The 18,038-nt window shown below is 72.1% G+C and carries 13 protein-coding genes; 2 read left to right on the forward strand and 11 right to left on the reverse strand.

Going from position 1 to position 18,038, the window contains the following annotated elements; genetic code table 11:
* Positions 1-28 precede the first annotated feature (28 nt).
* The 7 genes from ligA to K9S39_RS14935 all read right to left on the reverse strand — a co-directional run bounded on the left by ligA (position 29) and on the right by K9S39_RS14935 (position 7,868).
* Positions 29-2,245, reverse strand: a complete 2,217-nt coding sequence (gene ligA / locus K9S39_RS14905) for an NAD-dependent DNA ligase LigA (RefSeq protein WP_248863823.1) — start codon at positions 2,243-2,245, stop codon at positions 29-31.
* 31 nt (positions 2,246-2,276) lie between these two features.
* Positions 2,277-3,233, reverse strand: coding sequence for a methionine synthase (locus K9S39_RS14910; RefSeq protein WP_406708135.1), 957 nt, complete (start codon positions 3,231-3,233; stop codon positions 2,277-2,279).
* Positions 3,234-3,527: 294 nt separating this feature from the next.
* Entirely contained in the window at positions 3,528-5,015 is a 1,488-nt protein-coding gene (locus tag K9S39_RS14915) for an MFS transporter (protein WP_248863825.1), read from the reverse strand.
* Between the two features lie 119 nt (positions 5,016-5,134).
* Complete coding sequence (locus tag K9S39_RS14920) at positions 5,135-5,563, reverse strand: MarR family winged helix-turn-helix transcriptional regulator (protein ID WP_248868761.1); 429 nt, start codon at positions 5,561-5,563, stop codon at positions 5,135-5,137.
* Positions 5,564-5,737: 174 nt separating this feature from the next.
* Positions 5,738-6,427, reverse strand: a complete 690-nt coding sequence (locus K9S39_RS14925; protein ID WP_248863826.1) for an SDR family oxidoreductase — start codon at positions 6,425-6,427, stop codon at positions 5,738-5,740.
* Positions 6,428-6,523: 96 nt separating this feature from the next.
* Entirely contained in the window at positions 6,524-7,066 is a 543-nt protein-coding gene (locus K9S39_RS14930) for an LOG family protein (protein WP_248863827.1), read from the reverse strand.
* 127 nt (positions 7,067-7,193) lie between these two features.
* The gene (locus K9S39_RS14935; protein ID WP_248863828.1) at positions 7,194-7,868 is read right to left on the reverse strand and encodes an LPXTG cell wall anchor domain-containing protein; all 675 of its coding nucleotides are present in this window, start codon (positions 7,866-7,868) and stop codon (positions 7,194-7,196) included.
* Between the two features lie 406 nt (positions 7,869-8,274).
* On the opposite strand from K9S39_RS14935, the gene K9S39_RS14940 reads away from it, so the two are divergent.
* Positions 8,275-8,436 (forward strand): PIN domain-containing protein, encoded by a 162-nt coding sequence (locus tag K9S39_RS14940; RefSeq protein WP_248863829.1) that lies wholly within the window; start codon positions 8,275-8,277, stop codon positions 8,434-8,436.
* Between the two features lie 31 nt (positions 8,437-8,467).
* Here K9S39_RS14940 and mnmA read toward each other — a convergent pair whose 3' ends face one another.
* A complete protein-coding gene (gene mnmA, locus K9S39_RS14945; RefSeq protein WP_248863830.1) occupies positions 8,468-9,598 on the reverse strand; it encodes a tRNA 2-thiouridine(34) synthase MnmA in 1,131 nt (376 codons plus the stop codon).
* 54 nt (positions 9,599-9,652) lie between these two features.
* Between mnmA and K9S39_RS14950 the strand changes: the two genes are divergently transcribed.
* Positions 9,653-10,471, forward strand: a complete 819-nt coding sequence (locus tag K9S39_RS14950; RefSeq protein ID WP_319949558.1) for an N-acetylmuramoyl-L-alanine amidase — start codon at positions 9,653-9,655, stop codon at positions 10,469-10,471.
* On the opposite strand, the gene K9S39_RS14955 is transcribed toward K9S39_RS14950, so the two are convergent.
* The 3 genes from K9S39_RS14955 to K9S39_RS14965 all read right to left on the reverse strand — a co-directional run bounded on the left by K9S39_RS14955 (position 10,464) and on the right by K9S39_RS14965 (position 17,903).
* Entirely contained in the window at positions 10,464-11,633 is a 1,170-nt protein-coding gene (locus K9S39_RS14955) for a cysteine desulfurase family protein (protein ID WP_248863831.1), read from the reverse strand. The two genes, K9S39_RS14950 and K9S39_RS14955, sit on opposite strands and share 8 nt — an antisense overlap.
* A 271-nt stretch (positions 11,634-11,904) precedes the next feature.
* Positions 11,905-16,821, reverse strand: a complete 4,917-nt coding sequence (locus K9S39_RS14960) for an SAV_2336 N-terminal domain-related protein (protein ID WP_248863832.1) — start codon at positions 16,819-16,821, stop codon at positions 11,905-11,907.
* Entirely contained in the window at positions 16,818-17,903 is a 1,086-nt protein-coding gene (locus K9S39_RS14965) for an AAA family ATPase (RefSeq protein WP_248868764.1), read from the reverse strand. Before K9S39_RS14965 ends, K9S39_RS14960 begins: the two co-directional genes overlap by 4 nt.
* Positions 17,904-18,038: the final 135 nt, after the last annotated feature.

Raw genomic sequence — 18,038 nt, forward strand, 5'->3', positions numbered from 1 at the left:
ATCTGGTATGCGCCGTCGGGGTGTCATCTCACTCCTCCTCAGGCGGAGTGACCGCCACCGCTCGGGCCGCGTCCGGACCCTGTTCCAGCAGCACCGCGAAGCCCTCATCGTCCAGCACAGGGACCTTCAGTTGCATGGCCTTGTCGTACTTCGAACCAGGGTTGTCACCCACCACTACGAAACCGGTCTTCTTCGAAACGGAACCGGTCACCTTCGCTCCGAGTCCTTGGAGGGCCTCTTTCGCGCCATCTCTGGTGTGTGACTGAAGTGTGCCCGTCACCACAACGGTGACGCCTTCCAGGGGACGTGGTCCCTCTTCGCCCGTTTGTTCCTCTTCCATCCGGACACCGGCCGCCCGCCACCGCTCGATGATTTGCTGGTGCCACTCCTCGGCGAACCACTGCTTCAGGGACGCGGCGATGGTCCCGCCGACGCCGTCGACGGCGGCCAGCTCCTCCTCGCTCGCGTCCCGGATACGGTCCAGCGAGCGGAACTCCCGGGCCAGCGCCTCGGCGGCCACCGGGCCCACATGGCGGATCGACAGCCCGGTGATGATCCGGGCCAGCGGGCGCTCCTTGGCGGCCTGGATGTTCTCCAGCATGGCGAGGGTGTTCTTCTTCGGCTCGCCCTTCTGGTTGGCGAAGAAGGTGACGACCTTCTCCTCGCCGGTCTTCGGGTCACGCTTGGGCAGCCCGGTATCGGGGTCGAGGACATACGACTTGATGGGCAGCAGCTGCTCTACGGAAAGGCCGAAAAGGTCGCCCTCGTCCTTCACCGGGGGCTCCTCGGGCTCCAGCGGCTGGCTGAGCGCCGTCGCCGCGACATAGCCGAAGTTCTCGATGTCCAGGCATTTGCGGCCGGCCAGATAGAACAGCCGCTCACGGATCTGGGCGGGGCAGCCGCGGGCGTTGGGGCAGCGCAGGTCGACATCGCCTTCCTTGGCGGGCTGCAGTGCCGTACCGCACTCGGGGCACTCGGCCGGCATCACGAACTCCCGCTCACCGCCGTCCCGCAGGTCGACGACCGGGCCCAGGATCTCCGGGATGACATCGCCCGCCTTGCGCAGCACGACGGTGTCGCCGATGAGCACGCCCTTGGCCTTGACCACGTCCTGGTTGTGCAGGGTGGCGAACTCCACCTCGGACCCGGCGACCGTCACCGGCTCGACCACGGCATACGGCGTGACCCGTCCCGTACGGCCGACGCCGACGCGGATGTCCACCAGCTTGCTGTTGACCTCCTCCGGCGGATACTTCCAGGCGATCGCCCACCGGGGAGCGCGCGAGGTCGAGCCCAGCCGGCCCTGGAGCGGGATCTCGTCCAGCTTGACGACCACGCCGTCGATCTCGTGCTCGACGGCCGTACGGCGGGTGTCGGGGTCGCCGTAGTGGGCGATGAACTCGCGGACCGCCGCGAGGGAGTCGACGACGGTGGCGTGCGCGGCCGTCGGCAGGCCCCATTCACGCAGCATGTCGTACGCCTGCGACTGGCGGTCGATGGCGAAGCCCTCGCGGGCGCCGGTGCCGTGCACCACCATGTGCAGCGGGCGGCTCGCGGTGACCTTGGGGTCCTTCTGGCGCAGCGAACCGGCGGCGGCGTTCCGCGGGTTGGCGAACGGCGGTTTGCCGTCGGCCACCAGGCGTTCGTTGAGCTCCAGGAACTTCTCCATCGGGAAGTAGACCTCGCCGCGGACCTCGACCAGCTCGGGGATCCGGTCGCCCTTCAGGCGGTGCGGAATCTCGGCGATGGTGCGGATGTTGGGGGTGATGTCCTCGCCGGTGCGGCCGTCGCCGCGGGTGGCGGCGCGGGTCAGCCGGCCCCGCTCATAGGTGAGGTTGACGGCCAGGCCGTCGACCTTCAGCTCGCACAGGAAGTGGTAGCCGGCGCTCTTCGGATCGCCGCCCAGCTCCCCCGCGAGCCGCTCGGCCCAGGCCGTCAACTCGTCGTCGACGAAGGCGTTGTCGAGGGAGAGCATCCGCTCGCGGTGCTCGACCTCGGTGAACTCCGTGGCGTACGCGCCGGCGACCTTCTGGGTCGGTGAATCCGGGGTGCGCAGCTCCGGGTGCTCGGCCTCCAGCGCCTCCAGGGAGCGCAGCAACCGGTCGAACTCCGCGTCGCTGACGATCGGGGCGTCCTTCACGTAATACCGGAAGCGATGTTCCTCGATCTGCTCAGCGAGCTGCGCGTGCTTCTCCCGCGCCGCTGCGGGCACCTTGGATACCGCTGCGTGCTGTTCGCCAGCCACCGTCTTGTCCTCCCGTGGTCCTTGAGTGACGTCACTCAGGGTTGTCTGCGAGGGATCTCGCCGCCCGGACGCAGTGGGCGAGCACCGAACGGGCATACACGGGCGAAGCGCCCGCCAGCCCGCACGACGGAGTGACGACCACGGACTCGACGAGAATCCCCGGTGACAGCCCCAGCCTGCGCCACAGCGTCCTGACACCCATGACGCTACCGGCAGGGTCTGACAATCGGCCGTCCACGCCGGGCACCACGCCCGCGAACAGCGTCGTACCGCCCTCGACGGCCTCCCCGACCGCCTCCTCATCACGCTCGGTGAGCAGCCCGAAATCGAACGAGACGCCCGTGACGCCGACCCGCCGCAGCAGCCCGAACGGCACTCCGGGGGCACATGAGTGGACGACGACGGGCCCGCCCTCCGCGACATCGACCAGATCGCGCAGCGCGCCCTCGACGACGGCCCGGTCCACCGCCCGGTGGGTGCGGTAGCCGCTCGCGGTCCTGACCCGGCCCTGGAGCACCGCCGTCAGGGACGGCTCGTCGAGCTGCAGCACGACCTGGGCGCCGGGCACCCGCCGCTGTACGTCCGCGAGATGGCCGCGCAGCCCCTCCGCCAGGGACGCCGTGAGATCCCGGCAGGCACCGGGGTCGCCGAGGGCGGCCTCGCCGTTGCGCAGCTCCAGGGAGGTGGCGAGCGTCCACGGCCCGACCGCCGAGACCTTCAGCGGCCCCTCGTACCCCTGCGTGAACTCCTCCAGTGCGTCCAGGTCTTCGCCGAGCCAGGCGTGGGCGCGCCGGGTGTCGCGCCCCGGCCGGTCGCCGACCCGCCAGCCGCTGGGCTCCACATGGGCGTAGACCTCGACGAGCATCCCGAGGGTGCGCCCGATCATGTCGGCTCCGGGGCCCCGGGCCGGCAGTTCCGGCAGATACGGGAAGGACTCCAACGACCCGGTGACGGTCCTGGCGGCCTCCCGCGCGTCACCGCCCGGCATCGACCCGATCCCGGTCGCCGCGCCCGCGGGCCATTTCTGCGTACTGTTCTCGCTCACCCAGGCAGGGTATGCGGCGGGGCGGGAGGGGGCGTAATGGGCGAGGGGGTGTCCCGTTACGCCCGAGCCTGTACGCCCTCGCTCCGGCCCTGTACATGCGCACGCCCTGCCCCGCACACATCCCCGGGCCCGAGCCCGATGCGCCCGTCACCCCCAGCCCGCACGCCCTGCCACGCCCGAGGCGGTACGCCCCGTAGCCCGAGGCGGTACGCCCCGTAGCCCGAGGCGGTACGCCCGTCACGCCCGCCCCCGTACGCCCCGCCACCCGACGGCCGCCGCCACGGCCAGCGCGGCCGCCGTCAGCGCGAAGGCGTACGCCGTGCCCTGGTGGCCGCCGCCCGCGCCGGTCAGTACCGCGCCCATCCCGGCGATCCCGACCAGCGAGCCGATCTGGCGGTTGGCGTTCAGCGTCGCACTGCCGATGTCGGCATGCTCCCGGCCCGCGGCCTCCATCAGGACACCGGTCATCGCGGGGGAGCTGACGCCGCTGCCGATGTTGGTGACGGCGAGGAGCACCGCGAGCACCCCGTAGGGCAGGTCCGGGGAGAGAAGGAAGAACAGGACGAGATAGCCCAGGCCGGACAGCGCCAAGGAGGCGGTGAGGGCCGTCCGGTTGCCGATGCGCGGCCCGATCCGGGCGTACAGCACGTTGCCGAACGGGATGACCAGGACGGCGGGGAGCATCTGCAGCCCCGCGGTCACCGGGTCCGCGCCGCGCGCGGTCTGGAGGAAGAGCCCGAGGACGAACAGCGCCCCGTAGAAGGCGAAGTTGAAGAGGAAGCCGACCACGTTGGCCGCGGAGAAGCGGCTGTCCGAGAAGAGCGAGACCGGCAGGACCGGCGTACGGGTGCCGCGTTCGCGCCGCACGAATCCGGCCGCGGCCGCCACCATGACCGCGAACGCCCCCAGGACCCAGGGCGAGGCCCAGCCCGCGTCGGGCCCCTCGATGAGCGCGTAGCTCAGCGAGCCGAGGGCCAGCATCCCCAGCCCGTGACCAGCGCCTCCCAGGGTGGTGCCACGGGCCGGAACCGCCGCGACGACCCGCCGGGTGAGCAGCAGCCCCACGATCCCGAGGGGGAGGTTGACCAGGAAGATGCTGCGCCAGCCGAGCGTGCCGACCAGGAGGCCGCCGATGGTGGGCGCCAGCCCGACGGACGTCGAGACGATCGCCGACCAGATGCCGAGGACCTTCGCTCGGCGGCCCGGCTCGGGAAAGGCGTTCATCAGCAGGGACAGCGAACTGGGCATGAAGAGCGCCGCGCCGACGCCCTGGGCGAAGCGGGCCGCCACCAGGACGGAGCCGTTGGGTGCGACGGCGCCCAGCAGGGACGCGGCGGTGAAGACGGCGAGGCCGATGAGATAGATCCGGCGCGCGCCGAACCGCTTGGCCAGCGAGCCGGCCAGCAGCAGAAGCGCGGCAAAGGCGAGGACATAGCCTTCGACGACCCAGGTCAGACCGGACATGGTCAGGCCGAGCCGGGCACGCAGGTCGTGCGAGGCCACGTTCATGATGCCGGTATCCAGGCTCGCCATCACGAACCCGAGGGCCAGGACGAGGAGTTGGGACCCGCTTCGGGGTTGCCGGGAGCGGGGCGCGACACTCGGCGCGGTTGCCTTGGGCGTGGCGGTCTTGGGCGCGGCCGTCTGGGGGTCGGCGGCCTCAGGGGTGGCCGTCTCAGGGGCGGCGATCTCGGGGTCGACGGTCTCGGCCGTCTCAGTGATCATGGATTTAGTTAAAGCTGTATCTATCCACGCGAGCAATAGTTACAGCTATAACTTTACTGAACGCATACGAAAGAGGCCCTGGGCGCCCCAGGGCCTCCGTTCCGCCATGTCGGCGACGGCTATTCCCCCCGCCCCAGCGCCTTCAGCAGATCGTCGCGCAGCGCCGCCCGCTCCTCGTGCGACAGATGATCCAGCGGCGAATCCGTACCCATCCGCCGTAGCAGATCGAGCCGCAACTCCCGCCCCGCCGCGGTCAGTACGAGCTGCTTGGCCCGCCGATCCTGGGGATGCGGCCGGCGTTCGACCATGCCCTGTTTCTCCAGCTTGGACACGACATAAGTGACGTTCGGCGGCTCGCAGCACAGCACCGCGGCCAGCTCCCGCGCCGTCTTCGGCTCGCCGAGCTCCTCCAGCGCCTTCGCCTGCGTCGGCGTCAGATCGAGCTCGGCGATCCGGCCGCGCTGATGGGCGTCCAGCCGACGGCTCAGTTCGGTGACGAGCCCCCGGATCTCCCGGAATCCGCACCCGGCCGCCGCGGTCGGCTTCACTTCAGTGGTCACGTATGCAGCGTACGTCGCCACGCCGGAAAGCAATGGAGCCTGTGGACAACAACGGCGTTGTGGACAACCGGGTCAGCGTCCCGGGGCAACCGGGCCAGCAGCTCGGGGACAAGCAGTTCGTCGCCCCGGGGACGGACACGCCAGCCCCCGGGGACAGGCACATCAGCGCCCCGGCCGCACCGTCACATCGTTGATCTCCGCGTCCCGCGGCAGATCGATGGCGGCGAGGATGGTCGTGGCGACCGACTCCGGGTCGATCCAACGGGACGGGTCGTAGTCCTTGCCCTCCTGCTGGTGCACGGTTCCCTGCATGGGCGTGGCCGTACGGCCCGGGTAGACCGAGGTCACCCGTACGCCGTTGCCGTGCTCCTCCGCCCGCAGGGAGTCGGCCAGCGCCTTCAGCCCGTGCTTGCTCGCGGCGTACCCGCCCCACTGGGCATGTGCGTTCAGCCCCGCCCCGGAGTTGACGAAGACCACATGCCCCTTGGCGATCCGCACCATCGGCAGCATCAGCCGGGTGATCTCGGCGGGCGCGACGAGGTTGACGGCGAGCTGTCGCTGCCACGCCTTGGGCGGCAGATCGCCGACCGCCCCCAGCTCCACGACGCCCGCGATGTGCTGCAGCGAATCGAGACGGTCCGGCAGCGGCTGGTGGCCGAAGGCCCGGGCGAGCTTCTCGGGGTTGCCGAGATCCCCCACGATCGTGCGGGCGCCGGGGAACTCCGCGGCCAGCTCCTTCGCCCGGACCGCGTCCCGCGCCAGCAGCCAGAGGTCCTCTCCGCGCTCCGACAGCCGCCGCGCGACCGCCGCTCCGATGCCCGACCCTGCGCCCGTGATCAAGTGCGTACCCATGGTCCCGATCCTAACGAGCGGGACGGGTCGGAACCGGGCGGACGGGACTCTCCGGCGGCCCGGAGAGCCTCAGGGCGGCTTGGGGAGCTTCGGGAATCAGCCCCGCACGCTCGCCTTCGCCTCCAGGTGGGCGATCGCTCCGGCACCGTCCTCCGCGAAGAAGACCAGGTCCGTGAGCGGCAGCGGCAGGAAGTCCTCCGCTTCCATTCGCTGGAACTGTTCCTTCAACCCGTCATAGAAACCAGCGGTGTTCAGGAGCACCACCGGCTTGGTGTGCATTCCGTGCTTGCGCAGTTCCAGGATCTCGGTGGCCTCGTCCAGGGTGCCCGTGCCGCCGACCATGATGACGACGGCATCCGCGCGCGCCAGCAGCTGCGCCTTCCTCTCGGCGAGGTCCTTGGTGACGACCATCTCATCCACGCCCGCGCGCGCTTTGTGCGCCAGGAACTCCACGGAGACGCCGATCAGCTTCCCGCCGGCCTCCTGCACACCGTCCGCCATGACCTTCATCAGCCCGGTGTCGGAGCCGCCCCAGACCAGCGAGTGGCCGCCCTTGCCGATCAGCTGGGCGAACCGGCGGGCGGGGGTGACATAACGGTCGTGCAGGTCGGCGGCGGAACAGAAGACGCAAATTCTCATGCGGGTCACCTTATGGGGCGGCGGGAGAGTGCACGGCCCCCTTCCGAGAGCGCCGGTGCCCCGCGCTCGTACCAAGCACGGGGCACCGACGTATCAGCACTGCTACGGCATCAGGGCTGCCACCACATCAGTGCTGCTGCGCCTTGCGACGGCGGAACAGCAGATAGCCGCCGGCCGCGAGGAGCGCGGCGGCCCCGGCGGACAGCGGGCCGACGGGTGCGCCGTTGCCGGTCTCGGCTAGATCGCCGCCGCCCTGCGCGGACGGTGCCGACGACGGGGAGGAAGCCGGGGACGTCGGGACGGAGCCCGCGGGGGCGGAGGACGCCGAAGGAGCGGCGGACGTGGCCGAGGGAGCGGCGGACGTGGACGGCTTGCCGCCGTCCGGCTGGGTGTCGCCCTCGCAGTCGGTCCAGAAGACCTTGTGCTTGGCCCGGCCGTGCTCACCGTCGAAGTTCCAGAACAGCTTGTAGTGACCGTCGGCCAGGGACTGGTCCTGCGTACGGCCGTGCCCCGCACCGTCGAGGCTCAGCGAACCGGACGCCACGGTCGTGCCCTTGACGGCGGCGGTCGGGGCCCAGGACTCGATGCGCCAGTCGATCTTCTGGCCGGCGTCGAACCCGAAGGCGTCGAGATAGAAGGTGCACACGTGGGGCTCGTTCTTACGGAGCTCCGCGCCGGTCTTGGCGTCGTGGATCTTCACGGTGCCGTTGTCGCCGGGGACGGTTGCGTAAGCGGAGGGGGCGAGCAGCAGGGCCGCGGTGACGGCGGCCGTGAGCGTGCCTGCGGAAACAAGCGGGCGCATGGGCAGTCCAACTGTCAAAGAGAAGGGTCGCCGTGGGGGGCGGCTCAGCTTCCTGCGCCCTCAGAAAGGCCGTCAAGGCGCTTCAAAACATATATGCGACATAGAGCGTCCCTCGCCCCATTAGTCCCAGGTAACGATTGGGAACATGGCGTTGGGCGCAGGGGGGTTGGCGTCGGGGTGCAGAACCAGCCGGTAGACATTCGGCTGCGTAGCGCTCATCCGCCTCGAACAGGGCGCAGTTGCGGGGTCTTGACGGCAGTTAGGCGGACCGTCTTTGACGTGCAGGCAGCCGTCCCGGGACCAGCGACGAGCCATCCCTGGACGTGCGTGTACGCGCAGGTCCCGTCGGACCGGAGACCGGTGGGGCGGCAGCAGGTTCCGCCCCACCGTCCGCCGGTACGTCGCCGTGTACCAGCGGCTGAAGGCAGCCGGGACAAGCATCGACCCGGCCGACGCACTGATCGCCGCGACCGCCCTGGCGAACGACTGGACCGTGGCGCCCCGGAACGCCAAGCACTTCGCACGCACCGGAGCCGCCGTCGTCACCCCCTGGGAGCACTCCCCCTGAGCCCACCGGCCCCGGGCCGCGACGCGGCCCGCTAAGCCCCCGCCCGCACCCGTCGCCCCGTAGTGGCGATCGTCGCCGAGCCGACGACCCGGCTTCCGTCGTAGAGGACGATCGCCTGGCCGGGGGCGACGCCCCGGACCGGCTCCGTGAAGGAGACCCGCAGCTCGGTGCCGTCGACCAGCTCGGCCGTCACCTCCGTCTCGCCGCCGTGGGCGCGGAGCTGGGCGGTGTAGGTGGCGGGGCCGGCGGTCGGGGGGCGGCCGCACCAGCGGGGCCTGATGGCGGTCAGCGCCGTGACGTCGAGGGAGGCGGCCGGGCCGACCGTGACGGTGTTGTTCACCGGGGAGATGTCCAGGACGTAGCGGGGCTTGCCGTCGGGGGCCGGGGTGCCGATGCGGAGGCCCTTGCGCTGGCCGATCGTGAAGCCGTAGGCGCCGTCATGGCTGCCGAGCCTGTTGCCCGCCTCGTCGACGATGTCGCCCTCGGCGGTGCCCAGGCGCTTGGCGAGGAAGCCCTGGGTGTCGCCGTCGGCGATGAAGCAGATGTCGTGGCTGTCGGGCTTCTTGGCGACGAACAGGCCGCGGCGGGCGGCCTCTTCGCGGATCTCGGCCTTGGTGGTGCGGGTGTCGCCGAGCGGGAACATGGCGTGCGCCAGCTGGCGGTCGTCCAGGACGCCGAGGACGTAGGACTGGTCCTTGGCCATGTCGGAGGCGCGGTGCAGCTCGCGGGTGCCGTCCTCGCGGACGACGACCGTCGCGTAGTGGCCGGTGCAGACGGCGTCGAAGCCGAGGGCCAGGGCCTTGTCCAGCAGCGCGGCGAACTTGATCTTCTCGTTGCAGCGCAGGCAGGGGTTCGGGGTGCGGCCGGCCTCGTACTCGGCGATGAAGTCGTCGACGACGTCCTCACGGAAGCGTTCGGCCAGGTCCCAGACGTAGAAGGGGATGCCGATGACATCGGCGGCGCGGCGCGCGTCGTGGGAGTCCTCGATCGTGCAGCAGCCGCGGGCGCCCGTACGGAACGATTTCGGGTTCTCGGACAGGGCGAGGTGGACGCCGGTCACGTCGTGGCCGGCCTCGGCGGCGCGGGCGGCGGCGACGGCGGAGTCGACGCCGCCGGACATGGCGGCGAGTACGCGGAGGCGGCGGGGAGCGTCGTCAGTCATAACTTCTCCAGAGTAGACGGAACCACCGACACCGCCGAAAGCGTTATGCAGCGCATGGGGAAGAGCGGGCGGGACAACGGGCAGGCCAGGAGTCGGGAGAGCGGTCCGGAGGGAGAGCCGGAGAGCAGTCAGGGGGACGATCAGCGGGCGGCGGGCCGCGCGCGGGTCACGCGGCGGCGTGCGCTGTGGATCGGGGGCGGCGTGGTCGTCGTCGCCGGGACGGCCGTGGCGCTGGGCGCGCGGGAGGAGCTCGCGCGCTGGTGGTGGCGGCTGCCCGGCAACGAGAAGCCGCGCAAGGCGGGCGCGGTCGACTACCGGGGCGCGCAGTGGGTGGCGGCGGCCCCGGAGAACTGGCGGCGCGCCGACAGGCCGGCGGACTACGAGATCGACCGGGTGGTCATCCATGTCGTCCAGGGCAGCTACGCGACCGCGCTGAAGGTCTTCCGGGATCCGGAACACGAGGCCGGCGCCCACTACGTCATCCGTAAGGACGGGCATGTCGCGCAGCTGATCCGAGAGCTGGACGTGGCCTTCCACACGGGTGATCGCGGCTACAACGAGCGCAGTGTGGGGATCGAGCACGAGGGGTTCGTGGACCGGCCGGAGTCGTTCACGGACGCCATGTACGCGTCGTCGGCGCGGCTGACGGCGGCGATCTGCCGACGCTACGGCTTTCCCGCGGACCGGGAGCACGTCATCGGGCATGTGGAGGTGCCGGGCACGGATCACACCGACCCCGGGCCGCACTGGGACTGGGGCCGGTATCTCAAGCTCGTACGGGCGGAACTGCGGCGGCTCCCGTCACCGGAGGCAGCGGACCAGCCGCGCTCCGCCGTCCCGCCCGGCCATGCCCCACCGGACACCCCTAGCTGAGGCCCGCGCTCCGGGCCCGTTCCACCACCGGGCCGATGGCCTGCGCGACCGCCGCCACGTCCGCCGCGGTGGAGGTGTGACCGAGCGAGAACCGCAGCGTGCCGCGCGCCAGATCCGGCTCCATGCCGGTGGCCAGCAGGACGTGGCTGGGCTGGGCGACGCCGGCCGTGCAGGCGGAACCCGTGGAGCATTCGATCCCCTGGGCGTCCAGCAGCAGGAGCAGGGAGTCGCCCTCGCAGCCGGGGAACGAGAAGTGCGCGTTGGCCGGCAGCCGGCCCGCGGGATCCGGATCGCCGCCGAGGACGGCGTCGGGGGCCGCGGCGCGTACGGCCTTGATCAGGTCGTCGCGCAGGGCGCCGATGTGGCGGGCGAACTCCTCACGGTGCGCGACCGCATACCGCCCGGCGGCGGCGAAGGCGGCGATGGCGGGGGTGTCGAGAGTGCCGGAGCGCACCTGCCGCTCCTGGCCTCCGCCGTGCAGCACCGGCACGGGGGCGTACTCGCGGCCCAGCAGCAGCGCGCCGATGCCGTACGGGCCGCCGATCTTGTGGCCGGAAACCGTCATCGCGGCCAGCCCGGAGGCGGCGAAGTCGACCTCCAGCTGGCCGACCGCCTGCACCGCGTCGGAGTGCAGCGGGACGTCGAACTCCGCGGCCACCTGGGAGAGTTCGTGGACCGGCTGGATCGTGCCGATCTCGTTGTTGGCCCAAATGACGGTGGCGAACGCGACATCGGCGGGGTTACGGGCGAGGGCCGCGCGCAGCGCGTCGGGGTGCACCCGGCCGTAACCGTCGACCGGCAGCCATTCGACGTTCGCGCCTTCGTGCTCGGCGAGCCATTCCACGGCGTCCAGGACGGCATGGTGCTCGACCGGGCTGGCGAGTACACGGGTGCGCGCCGGGTCGGCGTCCCTGCGGGCCCAGTACAGGCCCTTGACCGCGAGATTGTCCGCCTCGGTGCCGCCTGAGGTGAAGACGACTTCGCTCGGGCGCGCGCCCAGCGAGACGGCGAGCGCTTCCCGCGCCTCTTCAACGGCACGCCGGGCGCGCCGGCCGGCGGCGTGCAGGGAGGACGCGTTGCCGGTGACGGTCAGCTGGGCGTTCATCGCCTGCACCGCCTCCGGGAGCATCGGAGTGGTGGCGGCGTGGTCGAGGTAAACCATGGTGGGGTGATTCTACGAGTCGCCGCCGGGGCGCACGCCCGGCGCGGGGGTGCATACGTTCGACGGGGACGGCGAACTCGGCGGCGGAAGTCGCCCGCCTCCGCGCAGACCCGGCCATGACGGGTGACGTGCGACGGGCCACGGGGGGACAGGCGACGGGCCAGGTGGCGGGTGACGCGTGAGGGGTGACGGGTGAGGTACGACAGGCCACGGGCGTCGGGTGACGCGTGAGGGTACCGGGCCCGCGGGGTGCGTGCCCGGGTGACCACACCTACCGGCCCAGGCGTCGGCGCACCTCCCGGGCCGCGTCGGTCGTGGCGGGCGGCATCGCGTCGGACGCGGTGACCGTGTCCACCACCTCCCGCAGCCGGTCCAGACCGGCTCGGGCCGGCTCTGTCAGCCGGCCCGTGCGCTCGAAGTCGCTCACCCGGACGTCGAGTTCGTTCTCGAAGGCTTCGAGGATGCTGAGGTGGCCGTCGAGGTCGAGGGAGACGGACCCCTGGGTGGCCCGGTTGACGGTCCCCTGGGGTGTGGCCGCTCCCTGGGGTGTGGCCACCTCGGCAGCCGCCTGGAGGCGGAGCTGGTCGCGGAGGGTGCGGACGGCCGCCGTCAGGTCGCGGAGGGCGGTTCCGGCGCTGGCGGTGCCGGCGGTGCGGGACGCCGTACGCGCGGCCGCCGACGACGACTGCCCGGACTTCTCGCGCAACAGGGCACGCGTACTGCGTGCCTCCGGGGCGCCGAATTCCTCGTACACGGCAAGCGCCTCACGCCAATGCCGCTGGGCGCTCCGCTTCCGCCCCTGTGCGGTCTCGGCGTGCCCCAACGCCAGCAGCGCGTCGGCACGCCACCGCTCACCGCCCGGCACCAGCAGCCGCGTCGCCGCGTCCTGAGCGGCGGCCGCCGCTTCGATGGGCCGGATCAGCGCCACCATCGCCTCGGCCATCCGGCAACGGGTCCGGCCCGCCCAGAGCCGTTGCCGGTCCTCCTCGAAGAGCGGCAGCGCCTGTCCGAGCTCGCGCAGCGCATCCGCATGACGGCCCGCCGCCGACAGTGCCTCGGCCAGGGCGTACAGGCCGTGCGCGAGGCGCGGGTCGGGCCCGGAACGCCGGTAGATGCGGACGCTCCGCTCGGCGAAGATGACGGCTTCGCTGCCGATGCCGTTCGCCGCCCAGACGCGGGCGAGCGCGGCGAGCGCGGCCGCCTGGCCCAGTTCGTCGTTGCGGGCCCGGCAGTGCTCCCAGGCCGCTGTCAGATGACGCTCCGCCTGGTCGTGCCGGTGCTGGTGGAGGGCGATGATGCCGGACGCGTACGGGGCGCGGAAGCTCGTCAGGGCATCGTCGGCGGCGCGGGCGAGGCGGTTCGCCTCCCGGACCTCGGGCTCGGCCCGGTCGAGCCTTCCCATCGCGATGTACGCGTCGGCGAGCGCGACCCGGGCCCGGCCCTCCGCACGGGCATCGCCCTCCATCGACGCGCGCACCGCCACGACACGCGCGGCCGGCTCGAACGCGGCGGCCTGCGCCCCGGATTCCGCCGTCACCTGGACGAGCAGCAGGAGGTCCGCCGCGAGCCGCACGGTCCCCGGTGCCCCGACCATGGCCTGGCGCACGAGCGCGAGGAGGTGAGGTGTCTCGTCGGACCAGTCGGCCAGCGCCTGCGTACTGTCCTTGGCGGCCGAAAGCCCGTCCCCGGAAGCACGGGTGAGATCGTTCACCATCCGGTCGGCCGGGTAGCGGGTGACGTGCACCTGGCGGCCCATGGCCAGGTAGCGGCTCAGCAGGCGGGGCAGCGCCTCGTCGCGCTGCGCGCCGGGCGGTTCAGCGTCGGTGCGCCACTCGGCCAACTCCTTGTCGGAGCGCCACTCGGCCATCGGGCGCCCCGACGCGGCGACTTGCGCCGCCAGGGCGCGGATCGCCATCGGCAGCCCTGCCCCGGTGGCCACCAGATCGTTCGCCGCCTCGGGCTCCGCCGCCACTCGGTCCTCGCCCACCAAGTGGGCGAGGAGCTCCCGCGCCTCGTCCGGGCGCAGGGCGGTCAGCGGCACGGTGCGGATGACCGGCTGAGGTGAGGGGGGGCGGCGCTTGGTGATCAGGACGGCGCTTCCCGGTGCACCGGGGAGGAGCGCGCGCAGCATCTGAGGCGTGCCGGGGACGTCGTCCAGCACGATGAGCGCCCGGCGCTCGGCCAGCAGTTCGCGGTACTGCTCGACGCGGGCGATGAAATCCCCGGGCACGCGGTCGGCGGGCACCCCGAGCTTTCTCAGCAGCACCCAGAGGACATCGGCCGCCTCCCGCGGGCCCTTGTCCGCACCACCCCCACTGCCCCGCAGATCCATGAACAGCTGCCCGTCCGGGAAATGTGCCGCCACCTCATGGGCCACCTGTATGGCGAGAGCCGTCTTGCCGACGCCGGCCGGTCCGTGGACGACCCAGCAGGACGGCCGATCGTCGTTGCCTCGCGTCAGCTCCGTGACCAGTTGGGCGAGCTCTTCGGTCCGTCCGACGAAGTGGTCGGCGCCCGGGGGAAGGGCCGTCGACGCCGTCGGCGGGACGGCGGCCTTCCCCTCGTCGCGGGCCTCCTGCTCAAAGAACCGGTACGCCTCAAAGGGCCGGTACACCCCGTCCATGAGGTCTCGCCGCCAGCGCTCCAGGCGCTCACGCTGCGCCTCCGCGAACGGTCCCGGCAGGTCGGCGAGCGGTTCACCGTCCCACAACGCCAGTGCCCTGTCGCGCAGTTGACGGGCCGCGTCCGGGTCTCCGGCGTCGCGCGCCCGCCCGATCAGCCGCTCGGCGTCCGCGAGATCAAGGGCGGGAGGGCTCCCGTCGGCGGCGCGGAGCGCATAGCCGTCCCGCACGCGGATCAGGTCGGCCACCGCGTGCTCACGGAGCACCTTGCGCAGCCGGGCGGTACGCGTGTGCAGGGCCGTGCGCGGGGACTTCGGCGGCTCATCGCCCCAGAGGTCGGCGATCAGCTCTCGTGCGGTGGCGGGCCGCCCCCGGCGGATCAGCAGCGCGACGAGCAGCGCGCGCTGCCGCAGGGAGCCGAACGTGACGGGGGTTTCGCCATGCCAGGCCCGTACGGGTCCGAGCACCGTGAAGCGCGGTGGCTGCGGTGATCGCGGTGACTCCGATGCCTCCCGTGGCTTCGGCGACTGCGATGACTGCGATGACTCCGGCGACTGCGGTGACGCGGACGGAGGCTTCGCTGCGGTGTTCGGCTCAGGCGCGGATGGAGACGCAGGAAGGGACGCAGGCGCAGACGCGGAGGCGGAAGCGGGACCGGAGGCAGGCACGGCCCCGGACGCAGGCTCCGGCGCGAACTCCGGTGCCGTCCCGCCCATCCGCTCCAGCACCGGACTCGCGAGCACCGCGAACGCACGGGCCGAATCACGCAGTCGCAGCTCCCCCGTCGCGTCCCCCATGAGGGCGGGGAAGTCCGGCAGCCGCCCCATATACGGTTCGAGGGATCGGCCGACCGACTCGACCACCTCCATCGCCTGTTCCGCGCCGAGTCCGCTGAACAACAGATCGCGCACGCCGGGCCGGAAGTCGTAGACGGGCTGGACGAGATGACCGGACGGCATGCCCAGGGCGCGGTCCAGCATCCGCGCGGCGGCCCATTCCCGGCGCTGGTCCCGGCCCTGCTCCTGATCCCGGCCCTGCTCCTGATCCTGGTCCCGACCCTGTTCCCGATCCCGGTCCCCGTCCTGGTCGGCGCGTTCCAGCAGCCCGCCGAGCAGGATCTCCGCGACGTTCGTAGGACCCGCGTCGCGCATCGTCGCCGCCCGTACCAGCTGCATCAGCGGCGTGGTCAGCGGTCGGATCGCGGAGAGGCGGACGGCGAGACGGTACGCCTCGGGCGAGAACGCGCCCCTGAAGTGCGCCACCAACTCCTCAGCGGTGCCGTGTGGTTGGGGCGCCGGCCGCATCGGGGCAGCCCCGTCCAGCAGCGCGGTCTCGATGAGATGCGGAACGCCGGGACGGGTGAGCAGTCCGGCCCACTGGCCGACGGCGGAGGCGGTCGGGTGGAGGACGGGCAACGCGAGAGCACCGGCCGCCTCCGGATCGGGCTCACCGCTCAGCCCATCGCAGACAACGAGCCGTCCGACGGGATCGAACGCACCCGGCGCGGCGAGCAGCCGGGGCCGGGCGTCCAGGGCGGTACCCCGCCACAGCCGTCGGGGCAGGGGGTTCACTACGGCCATCGGGCCGCCGCGCCCCCACTCGGACAGGGCGCTTACGGCCCGCGGATCGCGCCAGCCGGGGCTCGTACCGTCGGTGAGCAGGAAGGTGACCATCGCACCCGCCGCCGGCCGGCGCCGCATCGGGCCGGTGGGGTCCCGCGGGTCGATCGTACGGACCTGGACCGAGCGGAAGACCGCGCTCCGGCCGAGCAGTTGGCGCAGCTCGGCGGCAAGCGATCCCCACACCTGCATGGACGGGGAACTGTCCACCAGCAGCAGGGCCGACCAGCGGCGTTCCACGTCGGGGCGGGAGACGACGTCCAGGAAACCGGTCTCGGCGGCCAGCCGGACGGTGGCCTCGATGTCGGTGACGGTGCGGTGCGGATGGTCCCGGGACCGGCGCAGCGGACGCAGCGCCCGGCCCAGCTGCTGGGCATCGGGCAGCGCACGCCTGCCGGGCGCCCGCACGGGCCGGGCACACACGCCGCCCGCTCCACCGCCCTGGCTGCCCATGGCGTAGAGGGCGCGGCGGGGCGGCTGCCGTACCGTTTCAGCGCCCGCTTCCCCCATGGGGGGAACAGAAGTCCCCTGCTCAGCACAGTACCGGGCGGCACTGACACCGCAGCGGGGCGAGCCCAGGGGGGCGGAGCCGGGGGCGAGGTCGGGGTCAAGTTCGACGGCGGGGTCGAGGCCGGCGCTGGTGCCGCCGCAACCATCAGCCTTGTCGGACCCATCAGCCTCATCGGGCCCTTCCGCCCCTACGGCCTCCTCCGTCCCTCCGGCGTCATCCGTCCCCACCGCGTCATCCGTCCGCGCAGCGCCACCCCCCGCTGCGCCCCCTGCGCCCCCGTCGTCCGCTCCGGCCGCCGAAGGCTCATCCCCCGGGCGCTCACCCTCCGCACGCCCCCGCCCCTCCATCACCCGTGCCAGCCACAGCACATCGAGCAGCTCCGTGGCCCCGAGGTCGTAGCCGGCGGCCGACATGGTCTGCCGCAGTCGCTCGATCATGGCGCCATGGGATCGTCGAGGCGGTGCAGCACGGCGGCGAGGAGTTCCTCCTTGGTCAGATCCGCGCCGCTGAGACGCAGATGGACCGCGGCCAGGAGCTGGTCGGTGGCCAGCGTCTGGGTCTTCGAACGCTGGTGGAAGATCTCGATGAGGTCCTCGGCCGCCGCCAGCGCCTGGTGCCCCAGATTGTGTTCGATGATCTTCCGCAGCCGGTCGCCGGTCGGTTCGGGCAGGTCCAGCCGTACGCAGCGGCGCATGAACGCGGGCGGGAAGTCCCGTTCGCCGTTGCTGGTCATGATCACGATCGGGAAGTGCGTACAGCGGACCACGCCCCGGTGGACGGTCACCCGCTCACGGCTGCCGCTCAGCAGGACCTGCACATCCTGCTGGTGTTCGGGCAGCCGGGCCAGCTCCGGAATCTCGAACTCGCCTTCCTCCAGGACGACCAGGAGGTCATTGGGAAGGTCGATATCGGCCTTGTCGAGCTCGTCCACGAGCAGCACCCGGGGCCGGTCCGCCGCCAGGGCGCTGCCCAGCGGCCCCAGGCGCAGGTACTGGCCGATGTCACTGGCCGCGGCGGCGCGCCGGGCCCTGGGGCGGCGCGCGGAGCCGTTGCGCCCCTCGCGCTCACGCCGTAGCGAGGTTTCCCGGAGGCGGCCCACCGCGTCGTAGCGGTAGAGGGCGTCCTGGAGCGTGGAGCGGCTGTTCACCGACCAGCGCAGGACGTCGCCGAGCCCCAGCTCCTCCGCGACAGCACGGGCCAGCGAGCTCTTGCCCGCGCCGGGACGGCCGGTGACCAGCAGCGGGCGGTGCAGGTGCAGCGCGGCATTGACGACGGAGATTTCGTTGCGTTCCAAGAGGTACGGGGCGTCCAGTGGCCGTCCGGACGCTGGACGGACGGCACCCGAGGGCCCACCGGCGTTTCCGGGATCCGCGTCTCCAGGATCCGTGCTTCCGCGACCGGCCGGAAAGCGTCGCCAGGGCGGCGGGGGCGGCAGCTCCGACGGGCCGCGGAACACCCACCAGTCCTCGGGCGCCACCCCGGAGTCGTCGTGTGCGCCTGTCGCGCTCTGTCCGGTCACCGCGCGGTTCTCCTCGTTCCTGGCTACGTTCTTGCCCACGTCCTTGCCTGCGTTCTTTCCTGCGTCCACGGCTGGTTTCACGCAGGGATCCATGCCCACACTCATCCCCGCGTTCACGGGCGGGATCCCGGCCGG

The organism is Streptomyces halobius, from assembly GCF_023277745.1.
In the GTDB taxonomy this organism is placed as follows: domain Bacteria; phylum Actinomycetota; class Actinomycetes; order Streptomycetales; family Streptomycetaceae; genus Streptomyces; species Streptomyces halobius.